18 protein-coding genes and 1 riboswitch are annotated in these 24085 nt (G+C 69.4%); of the genes, 9 read left to right on the top strand and 9 right to left on the bottom strand.

The annotated features are described in order from the left end of the window. Positions 1-85: 85 nt before the first annotated feature. Complete coding sequence (locus tag RZ1_RS18470; RefSeq protein WP_238071718.1) at positions 86-859, top strand: glucose 1-dehydrogenase; 774 nt, start codon at positions 86-88, stop codon at positions 857-859. A 931-nt stretch (positions 860-1790) separates the two neighbouring features. On the opposite strand, the gene RZ1_RS18460 is transcribed toward RZ1_RS18470, so the two are convergent. After that, the gene (locus RZ1_RS18460; RefSeq protein ID WP_218020467.1) at positions 1791-3764 is read right to left on the bottom strand and encodes a xanthine dehydrogenase family protein molybdopterin-binding subunit; all 1974 of its coding nucleotides are present in this window, start codon (positions 3762-3764) and stop codon (positions 1791-1793) included. A 226-nt stretch (positions 3765-3990) separates the two neighbouring features. On the opposite strand from RZ1_RS18460, the gene RZ1_RS18455 reads away from it, so the two are divergent. Next, positions 3991-5433: an MFS transporter gene (locus tag RZ1_RS18455; protein ID WP_238071719.1), complete on the top strand. Its 1443-nt coding sequence runs from the start codon at positions 3991-3993 to the stop codon at positions 5431-5433. After that, entirely contained in the window at positions 5430-5978 is a 549-nt protein-coding gene (locus RZ1_RS18450) for a TetR/AcrR family transcriptional regulator (protein ID WP_072813954.1), read from the top strand. Before RZ1_RS18455 ends, RZ1_RS18450 begins: the two co-directional genes overlap by 4 nt. Positions 5979-6009: 31 nt before the next feature. Here the strand turns inward: RZ1_RS18450 and RZ1_RS18445 are convergent, their stop codons facing one another. From RZ1_RS18445 to RZ1_RS18435, 3 genes are read right to left on the bottom strand one after another with little or no spacing between them, the layout of a single operon-like run. Then, positions 6010-7527, bottom strand: a complete 1518-nt coding sequence (locus tag RZ1_RS18445; protein ID WP_072813953.1) for a precorrin-2 C(20)-methyltransferase — start codon at positions 7525-7527, stop codon at positions 6010-6012. Beyond that, positions 7524-8174 carry a precorrin-8X methylmutase gene (locus tag RZ1_RS18440; protein WP_139281891.1) on the bottom strand — a complete coding sequence of 217 codons (651 nt, stop codon included), beginning with the start codon at positions 8172-8174 and terminating at the stop codon, positions 7524-7526. The genes RZ1_RS18445 and RZ1_RS18440 overlap by 4 nt, the downstream gene beginning before the upstream one ends. Beyond that, positions 8171-9244: a ferredoxin-like domain-containing protein gene (locus RZ1_RS18435; RefSeq protein ID WP_072813952.1), complete on the bottom strand. Its 1074-nt coding sequence runs from the start codon at positions 9242-9244 to the stop codon at positions 8171-8173. Before RZ1_RS18435 ends, RZ1_RS18440 begins: the two co-directional genes overlap by 4 nt. Before the next feature lie 36 nt (positions 9245-9280). Beyond that, a riboswitch (cobalamin riboswitch) is annotated at positions 9281-9474 on the top strand. Between the two features lie 52 nt (positions 9475-9526). Between RZ1_RS18435 and cobN the strand changes: the two genes are divergently transcribed. Together cobN and cobF are read left to right on the top strand one after the other, a co-directional pair. Continuing rightward, positions 9527-13153 (top strand): cobaltochelatase subunit CobN, encoded by a 3627-nt coding sequence (gene cobN / locus RZ1_RS18430; protein WP_072813951.1) that lies wholly within the window; start codon positions 9527-9529, stop codon positions 13151-13153. Further along, entirely contained in the window at positions 13150-13896 is a 747-nt protein-coding gene (gene cobF / locus RZ1_RS18425; RefSeq protein ID WP_072813950.1) for a precorrin-6A synthase (deacetylating), read from the top strand. The genes cobN and cobF overlap by 4 nt, the downstream gene beginning before the upstream one ends. A 7-nt stretch (positions 13897-13903) precedes the next feature. Here cobF and RZ1_RS18420 read toward each other — a convergent pair whose 3' ends face one another. After that, positions 13904-14419 (bottom strand): Rv2732c family membrane protein, encoded by a 516-nt coding sequence (locus RZ1_RS18420; protein WP_072813949.1) that lies wholly within the window; start codon positions 14417-14419, stop codon positions 13904-13906. A 157-nt stretch (positions 14420-14576) separates the two neighbouring features. Next, entirely contained in the window at positions 14577-15041 is a 465-nt protein-coding gene (locus RZ1_RS18415) for a pyridoxamine 5'-phosphate oxidase family protein (RefSeq protein ID WP_072813948.1), read from the bottom strand. Positions 15042-15122: 81 nt separating this feature from the next. On the opposite strand from RZ1_RS18415, the gene RZ1_RS18410 reads away from it, so the two are divergent. Further along, positions 15123-16076 carry a helix-turn-helix transcriptional regulator gene (locus RZ1_RS18410; RefSeq protein ID WP_072813947.1) on the top strand — a complete coding sequence of 318 codons (954 nt, stop codon included), beginning with the start codon at positions 15123-15125 and terminating at the stop codon, positions 16074-16076. On the opposite strand, the gene RZ1_RS18405 is transcribed toward RZ1_RS18410, so the two are convergent. Then, positions 16063-16824, bottom strand: a complete 762-nt coding sequence (locus tag RZ1_RS18405; protein ID WP_072813946.1) for a thioesterase family protein — start codon at positions 16822-16824, stop codon at positions 16063-16065. The two genes, RZ1_RS18410 and RZ1_RS18405, sit on opposite strands and share 14 nt — an antisense overlap. 192 nt (positions 16825-17016) lie before the next feature. Further along, the gene (locus tag RZ1_RS18400) at positions 17017-17667 is read right to left on the bottom strand and encodes a hypothetical protein (protein ID WP_072813945.1); all 651 of its coding nucleotides are present in this window, start codon (positions 17665-17667) and stop codon (positions 17017-17019) included. Between the two features lie 231 nt (positions 17668-17898). Between RZ1_RS18400 and RZ1_RS18395 the strand changes: the two genes are divergently transcribed. Both RZ1_RS18395 and RZ1_RS18390 read left to right on the top strand, forming a co-directional pair. Beyond that, on the top strand, positions 17899-19188 hold the full coding sequence (locus RZ1_RS18395) for an adenylosuccinate synthase (RefSeq protein WP_072813944.1): 1290 nt from the start codon (positions 17899-17901) through the stop codon (positions 19186-19188). A gap of 75 nt (positions 19189-19263) precedes the next feature. Then, positions 19264-21870: a helix-turn-helix transcriptional regulator gene (locus tag RZ1_RS18390; protein ID WP_072813943.1), complete on the top strand. Its 2607-nt coding sequence runs from the start codon at positions 19264-19266 to the stop codon at positions 21868-21870. A 27-nt stretch (positions 21871-21897) separates the two neighbouring features. On the opposite strand, the gene RZ1_RS18385 is transcribed toward RZ1_RS18390, so the two are convergent. Then, positions 21898-22470, bottom strand: coding sequence for a methylated-DNA--[protein]-cysteine S-methyltransferase (locus tag RZ1_RS18385; protein WP_072813942.1), 573 nt, complete (start codon positions 22468-22470; stop codon positions 21898-21900). Between the two features lie 67 nt (positions 22471-22537). Between RZ1_RS18385 and yczR the strand changes: the two genes are divergently transcribed. Next, entirely contained in the window at positions 22538-24010 is a 1473-nt protein-coding gene (yczR, locus tag RZ1_RS18380; protein ID WP_072813941.1) for a MocR-like transcription factor YczR, read from the top strand. The last annotated feature ends 75 nt before the right edge of the window (positions 24011-24085 follow it).

The raw sequence follows: 24085 nt of genomic DNA, 5'->3' as shown, positions 1-24085 counted from the left end.
TCAGAATCGTGGCACTACGAACGTGCTCCGATTCAGCAGTCGAAGGCTCTGAATTGTCCATCCAACAGAATCGTCAGAGGAGAAAATGATGGGAAGAGTTGAAGGCAAGATCGCACTGATCACCGGAGGTGCCAAAGGAATCGGCGAGGCCACCGCACGCCTCCTCCTTAGCGAGGGTGCCCAGGTGGTACTCACCGACATCGACGCGTCCGCAGGCGCATCTACTGCTGTTGGTCTCGACAGCGCAGGCAAGCGTGTGTGGTTCTTGAAACACGACGTAGCCGACGAACAGTCGTGGATCGATGTCGTTGACAGAACTGTCGAAATCTATGGACGCCTTGACATCCTAGTCAACAATGCCGGTGTTGCTTCGACGTCGAATGTTGAGGAGGAGACCCTTGAACGTTGGCGTTGGCTGCAAGCGATCAATCTAGATGGTGTCTTCCTCGGCACCAAGGCAGCGATATCGGCGATGAAGTCGACCGGCGGAGGTTCGATTATCAACCTCTCATCTATCGAAGGAATCATCGGTGATCCTTCGCTCCCCGCATACAATGCCAGCAAGGGAGGCGTGCGGATCTTCACCAAGTCCAGTGCCTTGCACTGCGCCAACGCCGGCTACGGAATTCGCGTCAACTCCGTCCATCCCGGCTACATCTGGACACCCATGGTCCAGGCGGTTGCATCGGAAGGCGGCGACATCGAGGAAGGGCGGGCGGCTCTGACCGCGAAACATCCGATCGGCAGACTAGGGACCGCCGCAGACATCGCCTACGCGATCCTCTACCTCGCCTCGGATGAATCTTCGTTCGTCACAGGGGCGGAACTCGTTGTCGACGGCGGCTACACCGCACAGTAGTCACTTCGATCGGGGTTCCATGCTTTCAATTGCGGCGAACACCGCGCTGAGAACAGAGGGACGCCTTGTTCTGTCCAACCTCGATCTTTCTTGATCCCGGCGTGCCGGCCTGAGTGGGTTCGGATTGATGTTTGCGACCGCGACCCCTGTCGGTAGCGCTGCAGCGACGCCCGACACGGTCGGGTGACTCCGAGGTGCGACATACCTTGTGGTGCAACGCTTCCTCGGTCGGCCGGTCGGCCGGTCGGCCGGTCGGCCGGTCGGCCGGTCGGTCGGTTCGTCGGCGGTGGGGGGTCGTGACGCCGGGCCAACTGCATGTGCACTGCGATGCTGGATGACTGGATGATGAGCGCCATGACGCCGCAATTGTCGGCGTGGACCCGGTGGATCTGGTCGACGGGTTCCATATCGCGGGCGGTTCTCGCCGACGGTTGGCCGGACTTGGCTGCCTAGTACGTCGACGAGGCGATCTGCATGCCGGCCCGGCTCAGGACTCGGCAGACATCGCATGTGGCCAATCGGTCAAGAGCCGGTCATCGTAACGAGCGCTTGGCGGTGGTCCACGGGGCGGATGAGCATCGAGAAGGGCCTGTCGGTGGGTGGTGCGGACCGGGTATCCATCCGTCACCGGCTCGGCAGGTCGGTCTGGTCACACTGCATCGGACAGGGCGGGGTGCAGACGGTTCGCCTGCCCCGAGCCGGTGGATCGAGAAGCGGGGATGTACGGAGTGCGGACGAACCGGAAGCAACTCTCGGTGCCCGGATCGAATCCGGCCGCGACCTCGGTCGATGTGCACGCCCTCGCCGGTGCCGCGTGAGATCATCCGGGCTCGGGGCCGCAAGTACGAGGGTTGCGCGCCGGGCGGCTGCGCTGGTCCTCGGTCCGCCGGCTCCGGCGCACACTCGACGTATGGCGACCGTCGGGGACGTGTCATCGATGCAGGTAGCCGTGCTGTAGCGGTGACATGCTGCGCGCGGCGGGGTAAGGGGTGGTCGTCTGCCGGGTGGATGGGCTGATGGTGCACCCGTGACGAACGGGGATGTCGACGGGCGGCGCGGCACTACGGTCAGGCCATGGACACGCAGCGAAATTACGAGCTCTCCACGATCGCGCTCGGTCCCTACGACGATCTGGACGCTCTGCACGCCGATCTCGCCAATCATGTTGAGACGGCGGTGACGATGGCAAACCAGACCGAGGGACACACTCTTGTGTCGATCTCGCACTCCGTCGTGGTTCTCGACGGGAGACTGCATGCCTCGGTTCTGTTGTCGTTCGAGGCGCACTGACCGCGCACGCGACACGCGTCCATCCCGTGCGAGGAGGGGGTGGGGTCCAGTGCGGTGAAGTAGGCCGGGACCACATGGCAGACAGGGCCTTGGAGTTCGTGGACTGCCAACGATGCGTTCGCCTTACGCCACTCCTCGATGACGGACATCGACCTTGACCATCAGGGCCGGACGGTGGTGATCGAGTACGACGGCGTCCACTGGCACCGCGCCGACTCGACGATCCTCGTCGACCAACGCAAGAGGCGCCGCGACCCCACACGGTCATGAAGCGGCCCTCGGCGCGGGCCTTCTCCTGTTCGCGGCGAAACGCGTCGTAGCCGAGCATCGACAGTGCCTGCTCGAACGTCTCGCGCGGGGTGACGTCGCTGAACGGCATGCCGGTCGGTGCCGCGACCGGGAACTCGTCGCTGCTGTACATGTTCCGGCGACGCAGCTCGACCGGGTCGAGCCCGATACGACGGGCCGCGCTGTCCAACAGCACTTCTCGTGCCATCGACTCGTACTGCCAGGGGCCGCGGTAGGCGACGCGCCCGACGGTGTTGGTGTAGTGCAGCTTCAGGCTGAACGTCGCGGCGGGGATGCGGTATGGGCCGGGGAAGAGCATGCCGACCGCGGACGCCGCCGTCACCGGGGACGGCACCGGATAGGCACCGACGTTCTGCACGTGGTCGAGGGTGGCCGCGAGGATCCTGCCGTCCGCGTCGAACGCCATGCGGGCCTCGCCGTGTTCCTCCCGCGCCATGCCGGCGGACATCATGTGTTCCTGCCGGTCCTCGATCCACTTGACCGCGAACGGCAGCATCGTCGCCGCGAGCATGACGCAGATGTCCTCGCGCTGCGGCACGACCTTCTGGCCGAAGCCGCCGCCGGTGTCGCGCATCAGCACGCGCACCCGGTGTTCGTCGATGCCGAGCAGTTTCGCGCAGAACCCGCGGACCTCGTGCGGCGACTGGGTCGACGCCCAGATCGTCATTTCCCCGGTCGACTTCGCCCACTCGGCGACCAGGCCGCGCGTCTCCATCGGCACCGCGATGTAGGCCTGCTGGTGGACGGTCCGGCTCACGACGTGCGGGGCCTCGTCGAAGATACGCAGCAGCTCGTCGGACGGCGGGATCGCCATGCCGCCGGCGTGGTTGCCGGGGAACTGTGCGTGCACGAGTTCCTCGTTCGTGTCGGCGGTGACGTAATCGACGACAGGGCTCAGCGGGTCGTAGTCGACCACGACGAGTTCGGCGGCGTCCTCGGCGATGTAGCGGTCGCGGGCGATGACCAACGCGACCGGGTCGCCGACGAACCGGACCTCGTCGTCGGCGAGCGGCGGCCAGTTCAGGCTCGGCATGAACGGCCCGTCGAGTGCGTACTTCTGCTCGCGGACGCGCGGATTGAGATCGGATGCGACGAACACCGCGTGCACGCCGTCGAGTGCCTCGGCCGCGCTGGTGTCGATGGAGAGGATTCTGCCGCGAGGGATCGGGCTGCGGACGAAGCACGCGTGGAACATGCCCGGTCGCGTGACGTCGTCGACGAACAGACCCGCGCCTGTGAGCAGCCGCGGGTCCTCGATGCGCGGAACCCGGATGCCGACGTAGCAGGAAGGAACTGCGGGGGTCACGCTCACTCGTCACCTCGGACTTCGCACGGAACACGGAGAAGGACGCCGCACCCGGTGGACATCATGTGTGCTGAGCATCTGTCTAGCATCGTCTCGAATGAGATGTCAATCACATTCTCTTTGGCGGAGAGTGGCGCTTGCTGCGGCGATGGCCCCGGATGCGGTGAGCGCCCTTGACGCGCAGGGGTGAACATCGTTCACCCCTGTGTGAACGATGGAGAACCCAGTGATCCAACCTCCCCAGAACCCGAAATCGGGTACCGCCGTCACCGCGCTGCTGAGCCTGGCGGGGCTCGTCGTCGCTCTGCAGACGACCCTCGTGGTCCCGCTGCTGCCGAACCTGCCCGGCGTCCTCGGCGTCAGCGACGGCGACGCGACCTGGCTCGTGACGATCACCCTGCTGACCGGGGCGGTCGCGACACCCGTCGTCTCGCGGACGGCCGACATGTACGGCAAACGCCGGATGATGATCCTGTCGCTGGCGATGATGGTGCTCGGTTCCCTGATCGCGGCGGTCGGAGGCACCTACGTCGCGGTCCTCGTCGGCCGTGCCTTTCAGGGGTTTTCCTCCGCGCTGATCCCGATCGCGATGGCTGTGCTGCGCGATGTGCTGCCGCGGGAGAAGGTCGCGTCCGGCGTCGCGATGGTCAGCGCGACGATGGGTATCGGCGGTGCGCTCGGTCTTCCGGCCGCGGGTGTACTGTTCGACCACTTCGGCTGGAGCTCGGTGTTCTGGGTGTCCGCGGCCGCAGGCGCGTTGCTGCTCACCGGCATTCTGATCCTCGTTCCGGCCGGTGTCTCGGGTACCTCCGGCCGATTCGACGTCCTCGGCGCGGTGCTGCTCGCCCTCGCGCTGGTCGCGTTGCTGCTCGGCATCTCGAAAGGGCCGGCCTGGGGTTGGACCAGCCCACGGATCCTGCTGAGCCTGGGCGCGGCCGTTCTCGTCCTCGCCGTGTGGGTGCCCTACGAGCTCCGTGCGAAGGCGCCGATGGTCGACCTGCGCGTCTCGGTGCGCCGCCCTGTTCTGCTGACGAACATCGCGGGTCTGTTCGTCTCGTTCGCCGCGTACGCCAACACTCTCGCGACCACCCAGCAGCTGCAGCTGCCCGAGATCACGGGGTTCGGATTCGGGCTCAGCGCCGCGACCGCGGGCCTGTGCATGGTGCCCGGCGGCATGGCCATGATGATCATCTCCCCGCTCTCGGCGCGGATCACCGAACGTTTCGGTGCGCGCACCACCCTGGTCGCGTCGACGCTCCTGATGACGTCGGCCTATGCCTTCCGCATGGCTTTCGACGACACCGTCGTCCTCATCATCGTGGGCAGCGTCCTCGTGAGCATCGGCAATGCGCTGGCCTTCGCCGTCATGCCGATCCTCATCATGAACGCGGTTCCCCTGAACGAGACCGCCGCCGCCAACGGCTTCAACTCGCTGCTGCGCACCGTCGGCTCGTCGAGCATGAGCGCCGTGGTCGCCGCACTGCTGACCGGAATCACCGTCGAGGCCGCCGGGCACACCTTCCCCGGACACGGTGCGTTCGTCGCGATGTTCGGGGTCGCCGGTGCCGCGACACTGTTGGCTACCCTGGCCGGTGTGTTCCTACCCAGAGCTGCTCGCGCACGTATCGAACCGGTGACGACCCCGGAGTCCGTCCGGGCGGGGTCGTGACCGAACGCACCACCCGGGATGCCGTCCTGGAGGTGGCCCGGAAACTGTTCACCGAGCGCGGATTCACTTCGACGACGATCCGCGATATCGCCGAAGGCGCCGGTGTCTCACCGGCGCTGGTGATGAAACTGACCGGCAGCAAGGCACAGCTGTTCGAGGCCGCGGTCCCCGACGCGCCGAACGTCGACGAACCCGACCATCCCGCCGAGCCGCTCGGCCACCGGATGACCCGGGCACTCGTCGAGCGTCGCGATTCCGGCGACTTCGAGTTCTGGGCGATGGCGCCGTTCCTGTTGCAGGAGGCGCCCGACCGGGACGCGGCGCGCGCGAACATGGAGGCGCGGTTCGTGCCGCGCATCGCGGCCGCGATCGGCGAGGACACCCCGACGCAGGTGCGTGCCCGGCTCATCGTCAGCATGCTGCTCGGGCTGGCCAGCGGATTGCGGACCTTCGAGCTGGTCACCCCCGACGTGATCGAGAGCGACCGGCTCGTCGCTACCTACGGCGCGCTCGTGCAAGCGATCATCGACGACCCCGCGCTGTAGCGGACCGCGTAGCAGGCCGGCCACGCGGTGTTCAGTCCACCGATCGGGCGGTCCACACCGCACCCGAGGGTGTCACCGACGTACCTGCCGCACCGATGATCACCAGGCACTTCATGTCGATCGTCGCCGGGTCCAGCTTCTCGAGCGTGGTGACTTCCAGTGACTCCCCGGGCCTGCCCACGTCCCGGCCGACGACGACGACCGTGTCGGCGGGCCGATGTCGCAGCAGCACCGCCCGGGCGTCGGCGACCTGAGTCGTGCGCGACCGCGACGCCGGGTTGTAGATACCGAGGACCAGATCCGCCTGCGCGACCGCTGCCAGGCGCTTCTCGATGACCGGCCACGGCTTGAGCCGGTCGGACAGGCTCATCACCGCGAAGTCACCACCGATGGGGGCACCGGCCCGCGCGGCGACGGCCTGGATCGCGGATACCCCGGGCAGCACCCGGATCGGAACCTCGCCGTAACGCTCGTCCTGCGCGGCCTCGAACACCGCCGACGCCATCCCGAACACACCGGCGTCGCCGCCGGAGACGACCGCGACCTTCTCGCCGGACAGCGCCAGGTCGAGTGCGAAGCGCGCCCGGTCCACCTCGACGGTGTTTCCGCTCGAATGTCGTTGCAGCCCCGGACGAACCGGAACCCGGTCTACGTATGGTCCGTAACCGACGACGTGATCGACATCGGCGAGCGCCGCGGACGCCTCCGGGGTCAGCCACCGCTCGTCGGCGGGACCCAGCCCGATCACCAGCAGTTCCTGCGCCGCCGACGGTTCCGGATCCTGCGTGACCTCGGGCCGGGAACGGTCGGCGGTGTCGCGATTGCGCGGTGCCCGGTCGCCGGGTGCGAGGATCACCGAGAAGTACGGCACCGCATCGGAATCCACCTCGGAAACCGGCGCGATGCGTTGTCCGCCCATCGAGGCGCGTTCGACGTACACCGCGTCGTCGAGCCGGCCCGCCTGGGCGAGCGCGCTGCGCACCGCAGGAAATGTGCGGCCCAGCTTCATGATCACGGCGCCGTCGGTATCGGCGAGGCGCCGCGCCAGTTCCGGTTCCGGCAGGGTGCCGGGCAGGACGGTGAGCACGTCGGTGCGGCGCACGAGCGGCTCCGCGGCTGCGGCCGCCGCGGCGGAGAACGATGTCACCCCCGGAATCACCTCGGCCGCAAATCGATCGGCGAGCCGATCGTGCAGGTACATGTAGGACCCGTAGAACAGGGGATCGCCCTCGCACAGCACCACGACGGTCCGGCCCGCCTCGAGATGCGCGGCGAGACGCCGGGCGCAGTCGTCGTAGAAGTCGGCGATCGCCCCGTCGTATCCGCCGGGGTGGTCGGTGGTGCCGGTCGTCACCGGATACACCAGCCGTTCCTCGAGCGCTCCGTCCGGAATGAGCTCGGCGGCAATGGATCGCGCGATGGACCGCCCGTGGGTGCCGGAGTGGTAGGCGATCACGTCGGCCTCGCCGATCAGCCGCGCTGCCTTGCGGGTGATCAGTTCGGGATCGCCAGGTCCCAGACCCACGCCGTAGAGTCGTCCGGTGCTCATTCCCGCTCCTGCGCTAGTGCATTGAGTGCGGACGACGCCATCGCCGACCCGCCGCGCCGTCCCCGGACCGCCAGGAACGGGATCTGCAGTTCGTGTTCGATCAGGGCTTCCTTCGATTCCGCGGCACCGATGAAGCCGACCGGTACCCCGACGATCGCGGCCGGACGCGGGGCGCCCGCGTCGAGCATCTCCAGCAGATGGAACAGCGCGGTCGGCGCGTTGCCGATCGCGACGACCGCGCCCTCGAGGTGCTCTGCCCACAGCGACACCGCCGCCGCGGACCGGGTCGTGCCCCAGCGTTCGGCCAGGCCCGGCACCCGCGGATCGCCGAGCAGGCACAGCACCGGATTGTCCGCCGGCAGGCGCTTGCGGGTCACCCCGGAGGCGACCATGTTCGCGTCGGTGAGGATCGGGGCACCCGCGTTCAGGGCATCGCGCGCGGCCCGGACCAGACCGGGATGGATCACCAGATCGTCGGTCAGGTCGGTCTGGCCACTGGCGTGGATCATCCGGACCGCGACCTTCTCGGCGTCGGCGGGAATGCTCGTCAGGTCCGACTCGGCGCGGATCGTCGCGAACGAACGGACGTAGATCTCGGCGCCGTCGGTCTCGTACTCGTACCGGCGGGGTGGGGGCGTCTCGATCACATGGGACTCCTGGCGACGACGAGGGTATGGGGAAAATGTGGTGCGCCGCAAGCACGTTCGCATCCGACGATGTGGACGTGCCGGGAAGGGGCCGGCCCCGCGACGGTTCGTCGGGCCACTTCTCGCGTATCGCTGCGGGCGAGACTACACCCGGGCGATCCGGTGCACGCCGTGACCCGCGACCATGGCGAATCGGCGGTCAGCGCGAATCCGGCGGCCGCGAGGACCTCCGGATCGGTCCCGGCGGGCAGAACCAGGCCCCGCCACGGCGTGACGATCACGCCACGATCGGGCAACACCGCCACCATCTCGGGACTCAGGATTCCCAGCGGCACCAGCACGGACACCGCCGCTTCGAGCACCCCGTACGGCATCGGATGCGGGTCCGGCGGCGGAAGCTGCGCGCCCCCGCCCAGTTCGCGTCCCTCGTCGGGGAGTTTTCGCACGTGCCACTGCGTCGACCGTACCTGCAGGAACCGCCGGGCCGAGTCGATCAGGGCGTCGGCGACGCCGTTCAGGGGCACCACCGGGCCGGACAGTGCACCGATCACGATGCGGGCGCGCCCGTCGTCGAGAGCCACAGCGGACAGGTCGCAGCGCAGGCCGCTGATGTCGCCGCGACCGTCGTCGATCCCGAACAGGAACCGGCCCGGCAGGTCGGCGAGCATCGGGTCGGCGCACAGCGCCTCGTCGAGCGCGGCCACGATCGGCCGGACGTCGGCGAGACCTCCGGTGAGTCCGGACAGCGGCGACGCGACGATGTTGCGGACGCGTTCGTGGGTCGCGGACGGCAGGAATCCGGCCGCCGCGACCGATTCGACCAGCCCATCGGGGACGCCGCCGCATCCGTCCACGGTGACGCCCCTGACCTGCAGATTTCCCCGTGAGGTGAGGTGTACGTCCCCGTCGGCGAACGTGCGGGCGGCTGTCGACAGGAGCCGCAGGCCGCCGTCGGGAAGCCGACCGCCGGGCGCGCGTACGCGCACCAGCGCACCGTCCGCGGCGAGGTGTGGCCGCAGCAGTCCCGGGCAGCGATCCGGAGGCAGATGGTCGGCCGAATGGTCCGTCATGGGCGCACATGGTTGCACACCTGCCGAAACGGTGCGCTACGCTCGCCGTGCCGTGGTGCTCGGGAAGCCGGTGAGAAGCCGGCGCGGCCCTCGCCACTGTGAGCGGGTAGTTGTTCGCCCTCGTCCGTGCCGGTCCGCCGGTGCGGAGACCACTGGAGTCACCTCCGGGAAGGTCGGCCGAGCAGCGTCGATCCGTCAGCCAGGAGACCGGCCACGGCACGCGAGGTCCACGAGGGTTTGGAGACTGAACATGGCTGTATTCGTGCTGTTCCGGGGCGCGCAGTGGCGCGCCTGACGTTGCTGTCGACGTCCGACACCGACCTGCTGTCGGCCCGGGCGAGCGGCGCTGCCTGGGTGGTCGGCAACCCGTCCCGTCTGGACCTGACCGGTGACTCTCCGACCGCTCTGCCCGCCCTGCTCGAGGGCTCCGACCTGGTGATCGTCCGGATCCTCGGGTCGGCCCGGTCCTGGCAGGAGGGGCTCGACCGGGTACTCGCGCACGGTGTCCCGGTGGTCGTCCTGGGCGGCGAGCAGACTCCCGACGGGGAGCTGATGGGCTACTCGACCGTGCCGATCGGCACCGCCGCGGAAGCGCACCGCTACCTGGCGTGCGGCGGACCCGCGAACCTCGCGCAGCTGCACGCCTTCCTCTCGGACACCGTGCTGCTCGGCGGCGACGGCTTCGAGCCCCCCGCGGTGCTGCCCGAATGGGGTGTGGCCGAGCGTCCCGACCCGGCGACCGCGGATCTGCCGCGGGTGGGCGTGCTGTTCTACCGGGCGCATCACACCAGCGGAAACGTGCAGTTCGCGCACGATCTCGCGGACGCGATCGACGCGACCGGCCGCGCCCGGGCCGTGGTGATCCACTGTGCCTCGCTGCGTGGTGCACCCGACGATCTGCTCGCCGAACTCGGCACCCTCGACGCACTCGTGGTGACGGTCCTCGCCGCGGGCGGCACCCGGCCGGCCACGGTGAGTGCGGGCGGGGACGACGAGGCCTGGGACGTCGCGGCACTGGCCGCGCTCGACATCCCGATCCTGCAGGCACTGTGCCTGACCTGGAGCCGGGACAGCTGGGCCGATTCGGACGACGGTGTCTCCCCGTTGGATTCGGCCACCCAGATCGCGGTTCCCGAATTCGACGGGCGCATCATCACGGTGCCGTTCTCGTTCAAGGAACTGGATGCCGACGGCTTGCCGCGCTACGTCACCGACCCGGAACGCTGCGCGCGGGTGGCGGGAATCGCGGTCGCGCACGCACGATTGCGGCACGTGCCGCCCGCGCAGCGCCGGATCGCGATCATGCTCTCCGCGTACCCGACGAAGCATTCCCGCGTGGGCAACGCGGTGGGTCTGGACACCCCCGTCTCGGCGATCCGGCTGCTGCGGGCCATGCGTGACCAGGGTTACGACCTGGGTGAGGGCTTTCCGGGTATGGACGACCCCGCGCTGGACGACACCGAGGCCGGAAACGCTTTGATCCACGCGCTCATCGACGCCGGCGGGCAGGACGAGGAGTGGCTCACCGCCGACCAGCTCGCCGGTAATCCGGTGCGTGTCAGTGCATCCCAGTACCGGGCATGGACCCGTGACCTGCCGGCGGAACTGACCGACGCGATGACCGAGGCGTGGGGTGAGGCGCCCGGTGCGCTGTTCGTCGACGGTGACGGCGACGACGCGGCCATCGTGCTCGCGACCCTGCAGGCCGGCAACGTCGTGCTGATGATCCAGCCGCCCCGCGGATTCGGGGAGAACCCCGTCGCGATCTACCACGACCCGGACATGGCGCCCTCGCACCACTACCTGGCGGCGTACCGCTGGGTGGAGCGCGGATTCGAGGCCGACGCCGTCGTGCACCTGGGCAAGCACGGCTCGATGGAATGGCTGCCCGGCAAGAACGCGGGGCTGTCGGCCGCGTGCGCGACCGACGCGGCGATCGGCAACCTGCCGCTGATCTACCCGTTCCTGGTCAACGATCCCGGTGAAGGCGCGCAGGCCAAGCGGCGCGCACACGCGACCATCGTCGACCACCTGATCCCGCCGATGGCGCGCGCCGAATCGTACGGTGACATCGCTCGTCTGGAGCAGCTCCTCGACGAGTACTCGAACATCGCGGCGATGGATCCGGCGAAACTCCCGGCGATCCGCGCGCAGATCTGGACCCTGATCCGGGCCGCGAAACTGGACCACGACCTGGGGCTGGACGACCGGCCCCACGACGCGGAGTTCGACGACTTCCTGCTGCACGTCGACGGCTGGCTGTGCGAGGTCAAGGACGCGCAGATCCGCGACGGGCTGCACGTGCTCGGCGGTGCCCCGGTCGGCGAGGCGCGGGTGAATCTGGTGCTGTCGATCCTGCGGGCCGCCCAGGTGTGGGGCGGCAAGGCACACGCGATTCCGGGTCTGCGTGCCGCGCTGGGCCTGAAACCCGATGCGCCGCTGACCGAGGTGGATGCGATCGAGTCGCAGGCCCGGACACTCGTGCAGGCGATGGAGGACGGCGGGTGGGACCCCGAAACCGCTTCTCGGACCGTCGAATCCGTGCTCGGGCGCACCGACACCGAGGTCGCACGGGTGCTCGCGTTCGCCGCCGAGGAGGTGGTCCCGCGGCTCGCGAAGACCACCGACGAACTCGACGCCGTGCTCCACGCCCTCGACGGCGGCTACGTCCCGGCGGGTCCGTCCGGCTCACCGCTGCGCGGTCTGGTGAACGTGCTGCCCACCGGACGCAACTTCTACACCGTCGACCCGAAGGCCGTGCCGAGCCGCCTCGCCTACGACACCGGGGTCGCGCTCGCGAACGCACTGGTCGAGCGTTACCTCGCGGACACCGGTAGCTACCCGCAGTCCGTCGGACTGTCGGTGTGGGGGACCTCCGCGATGCGCACCGCGGGCGACGACATCGCCGAGGTCCTCGCCCTCATCGGTGTCCGGCCCGAATGGGACCCCGAGTCCCGTCGCGTGCGCGAGCTGACCGTCGTGCCGCTCGCCGAGCTCGGCCGCCCGCGCATCGACGTCACCGTCCGCATCTCCGGGTTCTTCCGCGACGCGTTCCCGCACGTCATCGGGATGCTCGACGATGCGATCCGCATGGTCGCGGCCCTCGAGGAACCCGACGAGTCGAACTACATCCGGGCACACGCCCGGCGCGACGAGGCCGGACACGGCGACCCGGACCGCGCGGTGCGCCGGATCTTCGGGTCCAAGCCCGGGTCCTACGGCGCAGGAATCCTGCAGCTCATCGACTCCGGCAACTGGCGTACCGACGAGGACCTCGCCGAGGTGTACACGGCGTGGGGCGGATTCGCGTACGGGCGCGGCGTGCACGGCGCCCCCGCAGCCGAGGACATGCGCGCCAACTACCGGCGCATCGCGGTCGCGGCGAAGAACACCGACACCCGCGAACACGACATCGCGGACTCCGACGACTACTTCCAGTACCACGGCGGCATGGTCGCGACCGTGCGCGCGCTGACCGGGAGCGACCCGAAGGCGTACATCGGCGACTCGACCACGCCCGATGCGGTGCGCACCCGGACGCTGGCGGAGGAGACCGCGCGGGTGTTCCGGGCGCGGGTCGTCAATCCGCGGTGGCTCGCGGCGATGCGGCGGCACGGCTACAAGGGTGCGTTCGAGCTGGCCGCGACCGTCGACTATCTGTACGGGTACGACGCGACCGCGGGGGTCGTCGCCGACTGGATGTACGAAAGTCTCGCGCAGACCTACGCGCTGGACCCGGAGAACCAGCGGTTCCTGCGCGAGGCGAACCCGTGGGCGTTGCGCGGCATCGTCGAGCGGCTCACCGAGGCCGCCGACCGCGGATTGTGGGCCGAGCCGGACCCGGCGACGATGCAGGCACTGCAACAGGCCTACCTCGACGTCGAAGGGGACCTCGAGGACCGCGAATGAGGGCGCGCCTCATCGGAATCGGACCCGGCGGCCCGGACGAACTGACCGTGGCAGCGGTCCATGCGCTGAACGACGTGGACGTGTTCCTCGTGGCGGACAAGCAGCGCGGCGTGGACGACCTGGTGTCGGTGCGCGAGGAGATCTGCCGTCGCCACATCACCGGCGAGTACCGGGTGATCGTGGTGCCGGACCCGCCGCGGGATCGTGCACCGGAGCGGTACGGCAGCGAGGTTCGGGACTGGCATGCCGCGCGCGCGGAGGCCTACGAGACGGTGCTGCGTGAACAGGTACTCGACGGCGAGACCGTCGGATTCCTGGTGTGGGGCGATCCGAGCCTGTACGACAGCACTATTCGCGTCGTCGAACGCATCCGTGAACGCGGCATCGTCGACCTCGACTACGACGTGATCCCCGGCGTCAGCAGCGTGCAGATGCTCGCCGCGCGGCACCGGCTGGTGCTCAACAGGATCGGTGGCCCGATCACCATCACGACCGGTCGTCGCCTGGCACGCGATGTCGCGGCGGGAGGCGACAACCTCGTCGTGATGCTCGACGGTGGCCTCGCCTGCACCGAACTGCCGGGGGAGTGGGACATCTGGTGGGGTGCGAACCTCGGAACCTCCGACGAGGAGCTCGTCGCCGGGCGCCTGTCCGAGGTTCGGGGACGTATCGAGGCGGCGCGGGCACGATCGAAGTCCGCGCGCGGGTGGGTGATGGACACCTACCTGCTGCGGCGGGCCTGAACGAGTTCTAACGCGGCGCGAACAGGGTCGTGGGGCGGGGTCCGATATCGGTCGGTGACCTGCTGAGCACGACGGGCAGCCACTGCGAGGTCAGCACCACCATCGCGAGCCACGCCAGCACCATCCCGAACGACGGCGAATGCGGCGCCGACGTCTCCATGCCGTTCTGCGACCAGTACCCGAGCAGCCCGAACAGTGACGACAGACCCGAGCCGAGCATCGCGGCGACGGCCAGTCGCCACCGGCGCAGGGACAGCGCCGCGGTCGACACGACGACCCCGAACACGAGCGACAGGGAGATGAAGATGCGCATCGGAACCGTGACGGTCGCGTGCCCGCCGAACCACGTGCCGAGCACCGTCCACGACGCCGCGGTCTCGGTTTGGGGCAGCAGCAGCGCGACGACCAGCACCGCCACGCATCCGGCGAGCGCCCACTGCCGGCGACCGGCACGGAATTCCCCCGCCACCTTCTTCTCGATGCGGGTGAACTCGCTACGGTAGGCGGACAGTTCGTCGTTCACTCGGCCTCCTCCTCGCTCCGGGCACAAGGTCCCAGTATGCGCGCCTTCCCGGGGGAGGGGTCCGTCGGGTCGGGTGGACAGGTGAACGGTTCCCGTCACCCGTGCGTGGTTTCGGTAGCGGCCGCTACCGAAACCACGCACGGGGGCGGGCCGGGTTTCAGCGGTCGTATCGGACGACTCCGGCGCCCGGGCGCCACAGATCGACGTGGAGCTTGTCGTCGACCGTGACGAGCACCGCCTCGTCGATGTCGAGTTCGAACAGGTGCATCGGGCCCTCCGGCACGTCGGACGGGTACGCCGCCAGGAACGCGCTCTTCTCGTCGCCGAGCAGTTCCCGCGCCCGTCCCGCGACCTTCGCGTCGCCGCCGGCCATGTCGTGGTGGCCGGGATTCGCGTGCAGGGCGTAGCGTCCGTCACGCTGCAGGTCGCGGGCCTTGAGCGCGCCCGGCATGGATCCGATCGCGAGCCGGTCCTCGACGATCTCGACCTCGGTGCCGCTGACCCGCGGGGAGCCGTCGCGGCGCAGCGTCGCCAGGACGTGATGCTTGTGCGCCGACCAGCGTGCGGCGATCGCTTCGGCCAGTTCGGGTGCTTCGATACGGAATTGTCCCCAGGTTGCCATGCGACCACTGTGCCGGTGAATCCCTGACGTCCTATGTCAGGGATTTTCGGCCGTCGGCCGTCGGCCGTCTAGTGTCGAGCCATGCGATCGGCCCGGCTGCTCGAGATGATGCTGCGCCTGCAGGGCAGCCCGGGCGTCACCGCGCAGCACCTCGCCGACGAGCTGGGGGTTTCGGTGCGGACCGTCTACCGCGACGTCGGGGCGTTGTCCGCGGCGGGCGTGCCGGTGTGGACCGAGAGCGGGCCCGGTGGCGGCATCCGGCTGCTCGACGGTTGGCAGTCACGGCTGAGCGGGCTGACCCGGCCCGAAACGGCCGCCCTGATGCTGCTGGGTGTGCCGACCCTCGCCGCCGAACTCGGTGTCGAGGTGGACGCGGCCCGGTCGAAGCTGCTCGGGTCGATGCCCCTGCCGTTGCGCAGCGCCGCACAGATCCAGCGCGACCGTGTGCACGTCGACGCACCCGGCTGGTTCACCGAAGCCGATGGGAACGAGCATCTTTCGGCCGTCGCGACCGCCGTGTTCGAGGGGCGCCGCCTCCGCATCCGCTACCGGCGCGGCGATACCGTCGTGATCCGTACCCTGGACCCGCTCGGTCTCGTCGCCAAGGCGGGTATCTGGTATCTCGTCGCCGGCCGCGGCGGCCGCATTCTGAGCTACCGGGTCGGCCGCATCGGCGATGCCGTCGTGCTCGACGAAACGGCAAGCCGCCCGGATGATTTCGATCTCGCCGGGTGGTGGTCCGCGTCGGCTCTCGAATTCGACCGGGCGATACGGACGTTCGCATGCACGGTTCGTCTGTCCCCGAGGGCATGGCGCCGACTCGCGCAGGTCGTCGGGGCCGGAGCCGCCGACGTGGAGCCGACCGCATCCGACGACGACGGCTGGGTCACGGTCGATCTCATGCTCGAGGGTGCCGATGTCGCGGTCGACCAGTTCCTCGCTCTCGGCGGCGGTGTCGAGGTGCTGGCCCCGGCCCCGTTACGGGCCGCGCTGCGCGCTGCTGGGGAACGCCTCGCGCAGCTCAACCACCCATGATGCGACGCAACTGCCGGCCCTGAGCAACGAGTACTCCCTCAGCCGAACGCAGTTCGGTGTCGTCGACGCACAGGTCGGCGCTCGCCCACGTCGTGTGCTGGCGCAGGTGGAACCACTCGCCGGCCGCATCGTGCGCACCGGGTGCCAGGTGCGCCGTGAACTCCGCGGTGGGAATCGGCACCGGTGCGGTCCGTGTCGCGAACAGACCCGGGGGCAGGGCGTCGAGCAGCACCGCGGCGCGAATCATCGGCGGTAGAAACACGTCGGGGCGCAATCGGATCCACACCTCGAACGTGGGATCCGCACCGCCGCCGAACGGGCGGGCCGCATTGATCGGCCGAATGTCGAGATACTGCGAGAACGGCACGAAATCGACGGGTATCTCCAGCGCCGGCCGGGACTGCGGATCGGTATCAGGTATCGCTGCCGCGGGTGACCACCTAGCGGGCGCGAGATCGCGCACCAGCCGCACCAATCCGGTTACCGCACCGTTCCCGAGCACGGCACGCGCACCCGCAGTGCGACCGGCGCGCAGCGGCTCGACGTGCACTTCGACCCGGCCGGGCGGCACCGGCGCGTAGAAGTGCGCGGTGATCGCGGCAGGCACGGCATCGAGTTCCGCCGCGGCGGCCTGCAGCAGCACCCCGGCGAGCAAGCCGCCGTGCAGACCCCCGAATCCCTGCCAGGTGGCGTCGAACGAGAACGGGAGATCGGTGCTGGCCGGAAGGGTGGTCGTCGGAGAGGTCACCGGCCGAACAATGTGACTATGGACTTCCATAGTCAGCAACGGTAGACCCTGGCTATCGAATTGACAAGCCAAGTGCGGCCGAGCACAGGGACCGATTGTGCGATCTCACGAGTAGTGCTTCAGCGCAGTATTTTCGACGTCCGCGCACGGCGGACCGCGGGGGGAGCAGGACCGCCGGGGCGGACCGGCTCGTCAGCGCACCAGCAGCCAGTCCTGATCGTGCCGGTAGAACGTGGAGCGTTTCACCGCGCGGGAGTTCGCGACACCGTCCCGCGTCAGCAATGCGCCGGGCGAGCCGAGTTGCACCGCACGTCCCTCCAGCCACCGGTACCCGCCGAACCAGCGCGGACGATCGACGGCCGCACGCAGCCCTGGCAGCGTCGGTGTCGGCTCGATGCGCAGGCCCGGAACGGAGCCGGAGAACAGCCGCGTGTCGTCGACGTATGCTTCCCCGACGAGATCGGGGCCGTCGCCCTCGACGAGCGCGCGGCCCACCAGGGCGATCCCGGCGTCGTCGCGGATCAGCGGGATGGACCGGGCCGTTCCCTGCAGTGCCTCCGCGGCCGCTTTCGACCCCGTCCGCAATCCGTAGGCCTCTGTGGCAGGCGTGCGCTTCTCGGGCACGTACGCCAGCTCCACGGCCAGGCGGTCGGTGCGCATCAGCCGGGTGAGGGTGGCTGCGAACGCGGCGTCACCGCCGACCACGATCAGGCGAGGATTCTCGACCGCTTCGAGATTGGCGAACACGGACTCGAAGTCGTCCTTCTCCGGCAGGGCGGGCGCGGACACTGCGGTCACCGGCGTGAGCGCCAACGGTACGGGTGTTTCACCGCATTTGAGCACTACCGGGGTCAACAGGGCTCCTCGCAACTGATCGGGTCGGGTCGGGCAGGTATCCAGCGTGGCCTCCACTGTAGTGAAGCCTCGGGCAAGGCGTGCGCGGCGTTCGGTGACGCCGGGCACGAGGAGGAACCGGCCGTCGACTAGACTGTCCTCCCGGCTGCTGCCCGGTGGCGGCAGGACCTGCAGGCGAGAGACCGCCCGCACATCGACACCTGCTTAGGAGACCGCGAGATGCCGGCAATCGTCCTGATCGGCGCCCAATGGGGCGACGAGGGCAAGGGCAAAGCTACCGATCTACTGGGCGGACGCCTGCAGTGGGTCGTGCGGTACCAGGGCGGCAACAATGCCGGCCACACCGTTGTCCTTCCGAACGGCGACAAGTTCGCGTTGCACCTGATCCCGTCGGGCATCCTCACCCCGGGTGTCACCAACGTGATCGGCAACGGTGTCGTCGTCGATCCGGGCGTGCTGCTCACGGAACTCGCCGGTCTGGAAGAGCGCGGGGTGGACACCTCCCGCCTGCTGCTCTCCGCCGATGCGCATCTGATCATGCCGTACCACGTGGCCATCGACAAGGTCACCGAACGCTTCCTCGGCGCCAAGAAGATCGGCACCACCGGCCGCGGTATCGGCCCCTGCTACCAGGACAAGATCGCCCGCGTCGGTGTGCGTGTCGCCGACGTCCTGGACGAGAAGATCTTCACCCAGAAGGTCGAGGCGGCCCTCGAGTTCAAGAACCAGGTGCTCGCGAAGATCTACAACCGCAAGGCTCTCGACCCGCAGCAGGTCGTCGACGAGGTGCTCGGTCAGGCCGAAGGGTTCAAGCACCGCATCACCGACACCCGGCTCGAACTCAACCGGGCGCTCGAACGCGGCGAGACCGTACTGCTCGAGGGTTCGCAGGGCACGCTGCTCGACGTCGACCACGGCACCTACCCGTACGTGACCTCGTCGAACCCCACCTCCGGCGGCGCGGCGGTCGGATCGGGCATCGGCCCCACCCGCATCACCACGGTGCTCGGCATCCTCAAGGCGTACACCACCCGCGTCGGCTCCGGCCCGTTCCCGACGGAACTGTTCGACGACCACGGCGCCTACCTGGCCAAGCAGGGCGGCGAGGTCGGTGTCACCACCGGCCGTGCCCGCCGCACCGGCTGGTTCGACGCCGTGATCGCCCGCTACGCGACCCGCGTCAACGGCATCACCGACTACTTCCTCACCAAGCTCGACGTGCTGTCGAGCCTGGACACCATCCCGATCTGCGTCGCCTACGAGGTGGACGGCGTGCGCGTCGACGACATGCCGATGACGCAGACCGACATTCACCACGCCAAGCCGATCTACGAGGAGATGCCGGGCTGGTGGGAGGACATCTCGCAGTGCCGCACCTTCGAGGAGCTGCCGAAGAACGCGCAGAACTACGTCCTGCGCCTCGAAGAGCTGTCCGGCGCCCGCGTCTCGTGCATCGGTGTCGGACCGGGCCGGGACGAAACCATCGTGCGCCACGACGTGCTGGCCTGAGGTCGGCAAACGGCCGGTTTCGTGGTCTTCGCCGAGTTGCTGTAGGCGCCTGCTGCCGGGACTAGAATCCTGGCCATGAGTCAGACGTGGCCGCTGATTCAGCGCCAGGGGGAGTTCGACGTCATACTTCGGGCTCTCACTGCCGACGCCGGCACGTGTGGGGTGGTCCTCACCGGTGCCGCCGGGGTCGGCAAGACCACTCTCGCCCGTTTCGCGACCGCATCGCTGCCGGGTGGGGTGCGCTGGGTGGCCGGCACCGAGTCCGCCCGCAGCATCCCGCTCGGCGTCTTCGCTCATCTGGTGGGCTCGGCGACCTCGCGCGATCCCGTCAACTTCCTCGCCGCCGCCCGCGAAGCGCTGCTCGCGGACGGTACGGGCATCGTCATCGGCGTCGACGACGCGCACCTGCTCGACCAGTTGTCGGCGACGTTCCTGCACCAGCTCGCCATCGACGGGGTCGCGCACATCGTCGCGACCGTCCGCACCGGCGAATCGGTGCCGGACGCGGTGACCTCGCTGTGGAAGGACGGCTACCTCGAGCACCTCGAACTGACCCCGTTCAGCCGGGAACAGAGCACCCAGTACATCGAGTCGGTGCTCGGCGGCACCCTCGAGGAACTCAGCGCCGACCGCATGTGGGAGGCATCGGGCGGAAACGCCCTGTTCCTAAGGCATCTCGTCGAAGGCGCCCTCGAGGCGGGCACGCTCCGGGAGAAGCGCGGTGTCTGGCAGCTCCGCGGCCGGGCCGCCATCACCTCCGAGCTCGCCGCCCTGCTCGAGAGCCGTATCGCGCAGCTGCCCGACGACGTGCTGTGCTGCCTGCAGCTCCTCGCGTTCTGCGAACCGATCGACCTCGACACCCTGGCGTCCATCGCGAGCGAGGACGCCATCGAGGAAGCCGAGAGGCGCGGCCTGATCCGTATCCACGAGGACGGTTCGCAGCTCGAGGTCCGCTACGCGCATCCGCTGTTCAGCGAGGTGATCCGCGCCGGCGTCGGCCGGGCCGCGGCGCGGCGCCTGCGCGGATCGCTCGTCGAGGCGTTGCAGTCCTCCGACCTGTCGACCCCGGCCGCGCACATCCGGCTCGCCGAACTCGCCCTCGAGAGCGACCGCGCACCCGATATCGCATTGCTGACCTCGGCGGCGCGCAGCGCGATCCGGCTCGCCGATTTCGGTCTCGGTGAGCGTTTCGCGCGTGCCGCGGTGCGTGCCGGAGGCGGCTTCGACGCCGCGCAGCTCCTGGCCCGCACACTGCTGTGGCTCGGCCGATGCGACGAAGCCGAGACCGTGCTGGCCGGATTCGATCCGGACGAACTCGACCCGGCACAGTTGTTGCGGTGGGGCCTGACCCGCGTTTCCAACCTGTTCTTCGGCAAGGGCGACGTCGCGACGGCCGAGCAGGTTCTCGCGCTGCTCCGGGAGCGCATGGAGCATCCCGCGCTGGTATTGGCGGTGCGCGCGCTGACGGCGACCTGCGCGGTCTCGCGGAACCGGCTCGAGGAAGGACTCGCCGAGGCGGACGCGGTGATGGCCGAACCGGACCTGCTGCCCTGGGCCGTCGAATTCGCCACCTACGCGCAGCTCTGGGCGCACGGGGTGTCCGGACGCAGCTCGGCCGCGTGCGCGGCCGCGGCGCGCAACGACACCATCGCCGACAAGGTCGACGGACTGTTCCGTTACATGCCCGCGGTGGCGTCGGTCAATGCCCAGCTCTTCGCGGGGGAGTTGGATGCCGCAGAACGCCGGGCCCGCAAGTTCCTCGACAGCGCAAGCAGTCTCGAATATCTCGCCTGGGGGCAAGCCAGTGTCGTGGTCGCCGCCGTCGAGCTGGCGCGGGGGAAGGTCTCCGATGCGGCGCGCCGGCTCGAACAGGCGATCGCGGCGCTGAGTGTCGGCCCGCCGACGAACGCGATCGCGTGGGTGTTCCCCGCGTACGGGCCGCTGGTCGTGGCGTACGCGCTGCTGGGCCGCACCGCCGACGCCGACGCGATCCTGGCGGTCGCGGCCGCGCGTCACAGTCCGCTGCTCCTCAACGCGGTGCAGCACGAACTCGCCCGGGCCTGGCTGTTCGCGGCCCGCGGCGAACTGTCCCGTGCGCTCGCCACCGCCCGATCCACCGCCGAATCCGCTTCGGAGAGCGGACAATTCGGTGTCGAAGCGCTCGCGTTGTACGCCGCGATGCGATTCGGTGACACCACCACCGCGCAGCGGCTCGCCGAACTCACGAAGGTGTGCGACGGACGCCTGGTGCCTCTCGCCGCCGCGCAGGCCGCGGCGGTCGCGGCCGGCGATTTCCGGAAACTCGACGAGATTGCACGCGAATACGAGTCCATCGGGATGCCGATCGACGCCGCCGATGCCTACGCCCAGGCCGCGCGGGCCGCGATGATCGCGGGCCGCCGGAACGAGGCGCTGAATGCGGCTGCTGCGGCGAACACGCTCGCCGAGAAGTGCGATCACGTGACCACGCCGGCGATTCTCGCTGCAGCACAGCCGCTTCCGCTCACCAGTCGGGAGCGGGAGATCGCGACGATGGTGGCGACCGGACTGAGTAACCGGGAGATCGCAGACCGACTGGTGGTGTCGGTGCGCACCGTCGAGGGGCACATCTACCGGGCGTGCACGAAGCTCGACGTCACCGACCGTGCGCACTTGGGACAGGCGCTGCGCGAGCGGCACTGAAGCGGTGCGGCCCGGGCAGCGTCGTGGTCAGAACAGCGTCGGGTCGTCGAATCCCGGTGTGTGTTCGAGGGCGAGGAGTTCGCGTTTGGTGACGATACTGCCCGGCGCGGAGAACCCGCCGATGGCGCCACCGGCCGCGAGCACCCGATGGCACGGCACGACGATCGGAACCGGGTTGCGGCCCAGCGCCTGGCCGACCGCCTGCGCGCCGCCCGGTCGTCCGAGCGCCGCGGCCACGTCGCCGTAGGTCGCCGTCGAACCGGGATCGAGGGATCGGGTGAATTCGTAGACAGAACAGTCGAATTCGGAGACGTCCCGGTAGTCCACCGGCACCCATCGCAAATCATCCGGGGCTCCGGCCAGGTGCGCCGTCACCGCCTCGACGATCGGCGCGATCGCCGGCGGCAGGGGATGCTCGGCGGCGGTGGGGAATCGGCGCCGCACCTCGTCCCGGGTCGGTTCCGGTGCGGGTTCGGGCAACTGCAGCCCGATGACGCCGGTCGCCGACCAGACGATCGCGCACGTGCCGATCGCGGTGTCGAACAGCGCAAATGCCGAAGGCGATTGTTCTCGGTTGTCGGTGGCGCCGGGTTCGGTCACCGTCCCAGTATGAACTGGACCGCCGACAGATGGCCACCGGTCGCGACTGGACTGCCATACTGGACCGGTGATGATTCGCGCGATCGGCGCCGGCTCTCTCGCACGGGACCTGGGCACCTGGCAGGACACCGACGACGCGCGCCCCGCGTACCGGGCGCTCGCCGACGGCATCCGGTTGCTCGTGCACGACGGCCGCGTGCCACTCGGGGTCGCGCTGCCGAGCGAACGTGAACTCGCGACCGCGCTGTCGCTGAGCCGCACCACCATCACCTCCGCGTACACCGTCCTGCGGGAACAGGGCTACCTCCACAGCCGCCAGGGCGCCCGGAGCGTCGTAGCGAAGCCGGTCGACGCCCCGCGACCGGTGAGGAACCGGGATCGAGCCGCCACGCCCGTCGGGGACGCGGTCGATCTGAGCGACGCGTCGATGCCGGCACCGGGACCTGAGATCGAAGCCGCCTACGCGGCGGCCCTGCGAGCGATGCCCGCCTATCTGACCGGACACGGGGTGGAACCGATCGGCATCCCGGGCCTGCGCGCGGTGATCGCGCAGCGCTACGCCGAGCGCGGGCTGCCCACGAGCGTCGAGCAGATCATGGTCACGACCGGAGCCCAGCACGCGCTGCGACTGCTGCTCGGGGTGCTCACCGACCCCGGCGACCGCGTCGTCGTCGACCACCCCACCTACCCCAACGCGCTCGAGGCGATCCGGCGGCACGGTGCCCGCCCGGTCCCGGTGCCGGTGCGGCCGGAGGGTGGCGCCGACGGCGGCTGGGACCCGGACGGGTTGCGCAGCGCCGCCCGTCAGACCGCGGCGCGCATGGCCTATCTGATCCCCGACTTCCACAATCCGACCGGGCTGTGCCTGGGGGAGGACGGTCGCGCCGAACTCGCCCGCATCGCGCGCGAGACCCGCATGACTGTCGTCGTCGACGAGACGATGGTGGATCTGTGGCTGGACGCCCCGCCGCCCCCGTCGGTCGCGTCCTACGCGCACACTCTCGGTCACGGTGACTCGGTCGTGACCATCGGTTCGACCGGCAAGTCGCTGTGGGGTGGTCTGCGGGTCGGCTGGATCCGTGCCGACCGCGACCTGATCACCCGGCTCACCGGTGCGAGGACCGCGGTCGACCTCGGCACCCCCGTCATGGAACAGCTGGCCGCGGCGCACCTGCTCGCCGATGTCGACGAACTGCTCGCCGGGCGCCGCGCGCAGCTGCGGAATCAGCGGGCGGTGATGCTCGAGGAGCTCGGCACGCACCTGCCGGGATGGGAGTGCTCGGTGGGGCGAGGGGGCATGTCGCTGTGGGTGCGCATGCCGGAACCGGTGTCGACGGCGCTCGCCGCGATCGCCCCCAACCACGGGGTGCTGCTCGCCGCGGGACCCCGGTTCGGGGTGCAGGGCGCATTCGAACGATTCGTGCGCCTGCCCTACACGCGGGAACCCGACGATCTGCGCCGCGGTGCCGCGGCGGTCGCCGACGCCTACCGGGCGCTCGCGACGGACCGCGACCTCACCGAACCGCGCCTGGTGGTCTGATCGCCGGGGGCCTCGTGAGCGACCCGGGTCCGCGTGTCGGCCGCGGACGTTATCCTCGATGGAGGCGGGAAGAAA

The sequence above is a fragment of the Rhodococcus zopfii NBRC 100606 = JCM 9919 genome (assembly GCF_001895025.1).
GTDB lineage: Bacteria > Actinomycetota > Actinomycetes > Mycobacteriales > Mycobacteriaceae > Rhodococcus > Rhodococcus zopfii.
Note: the sequence above shows the minus strand (reverse complement) of the source record. Positions and strands in the feature narration are given on the sequence as shown.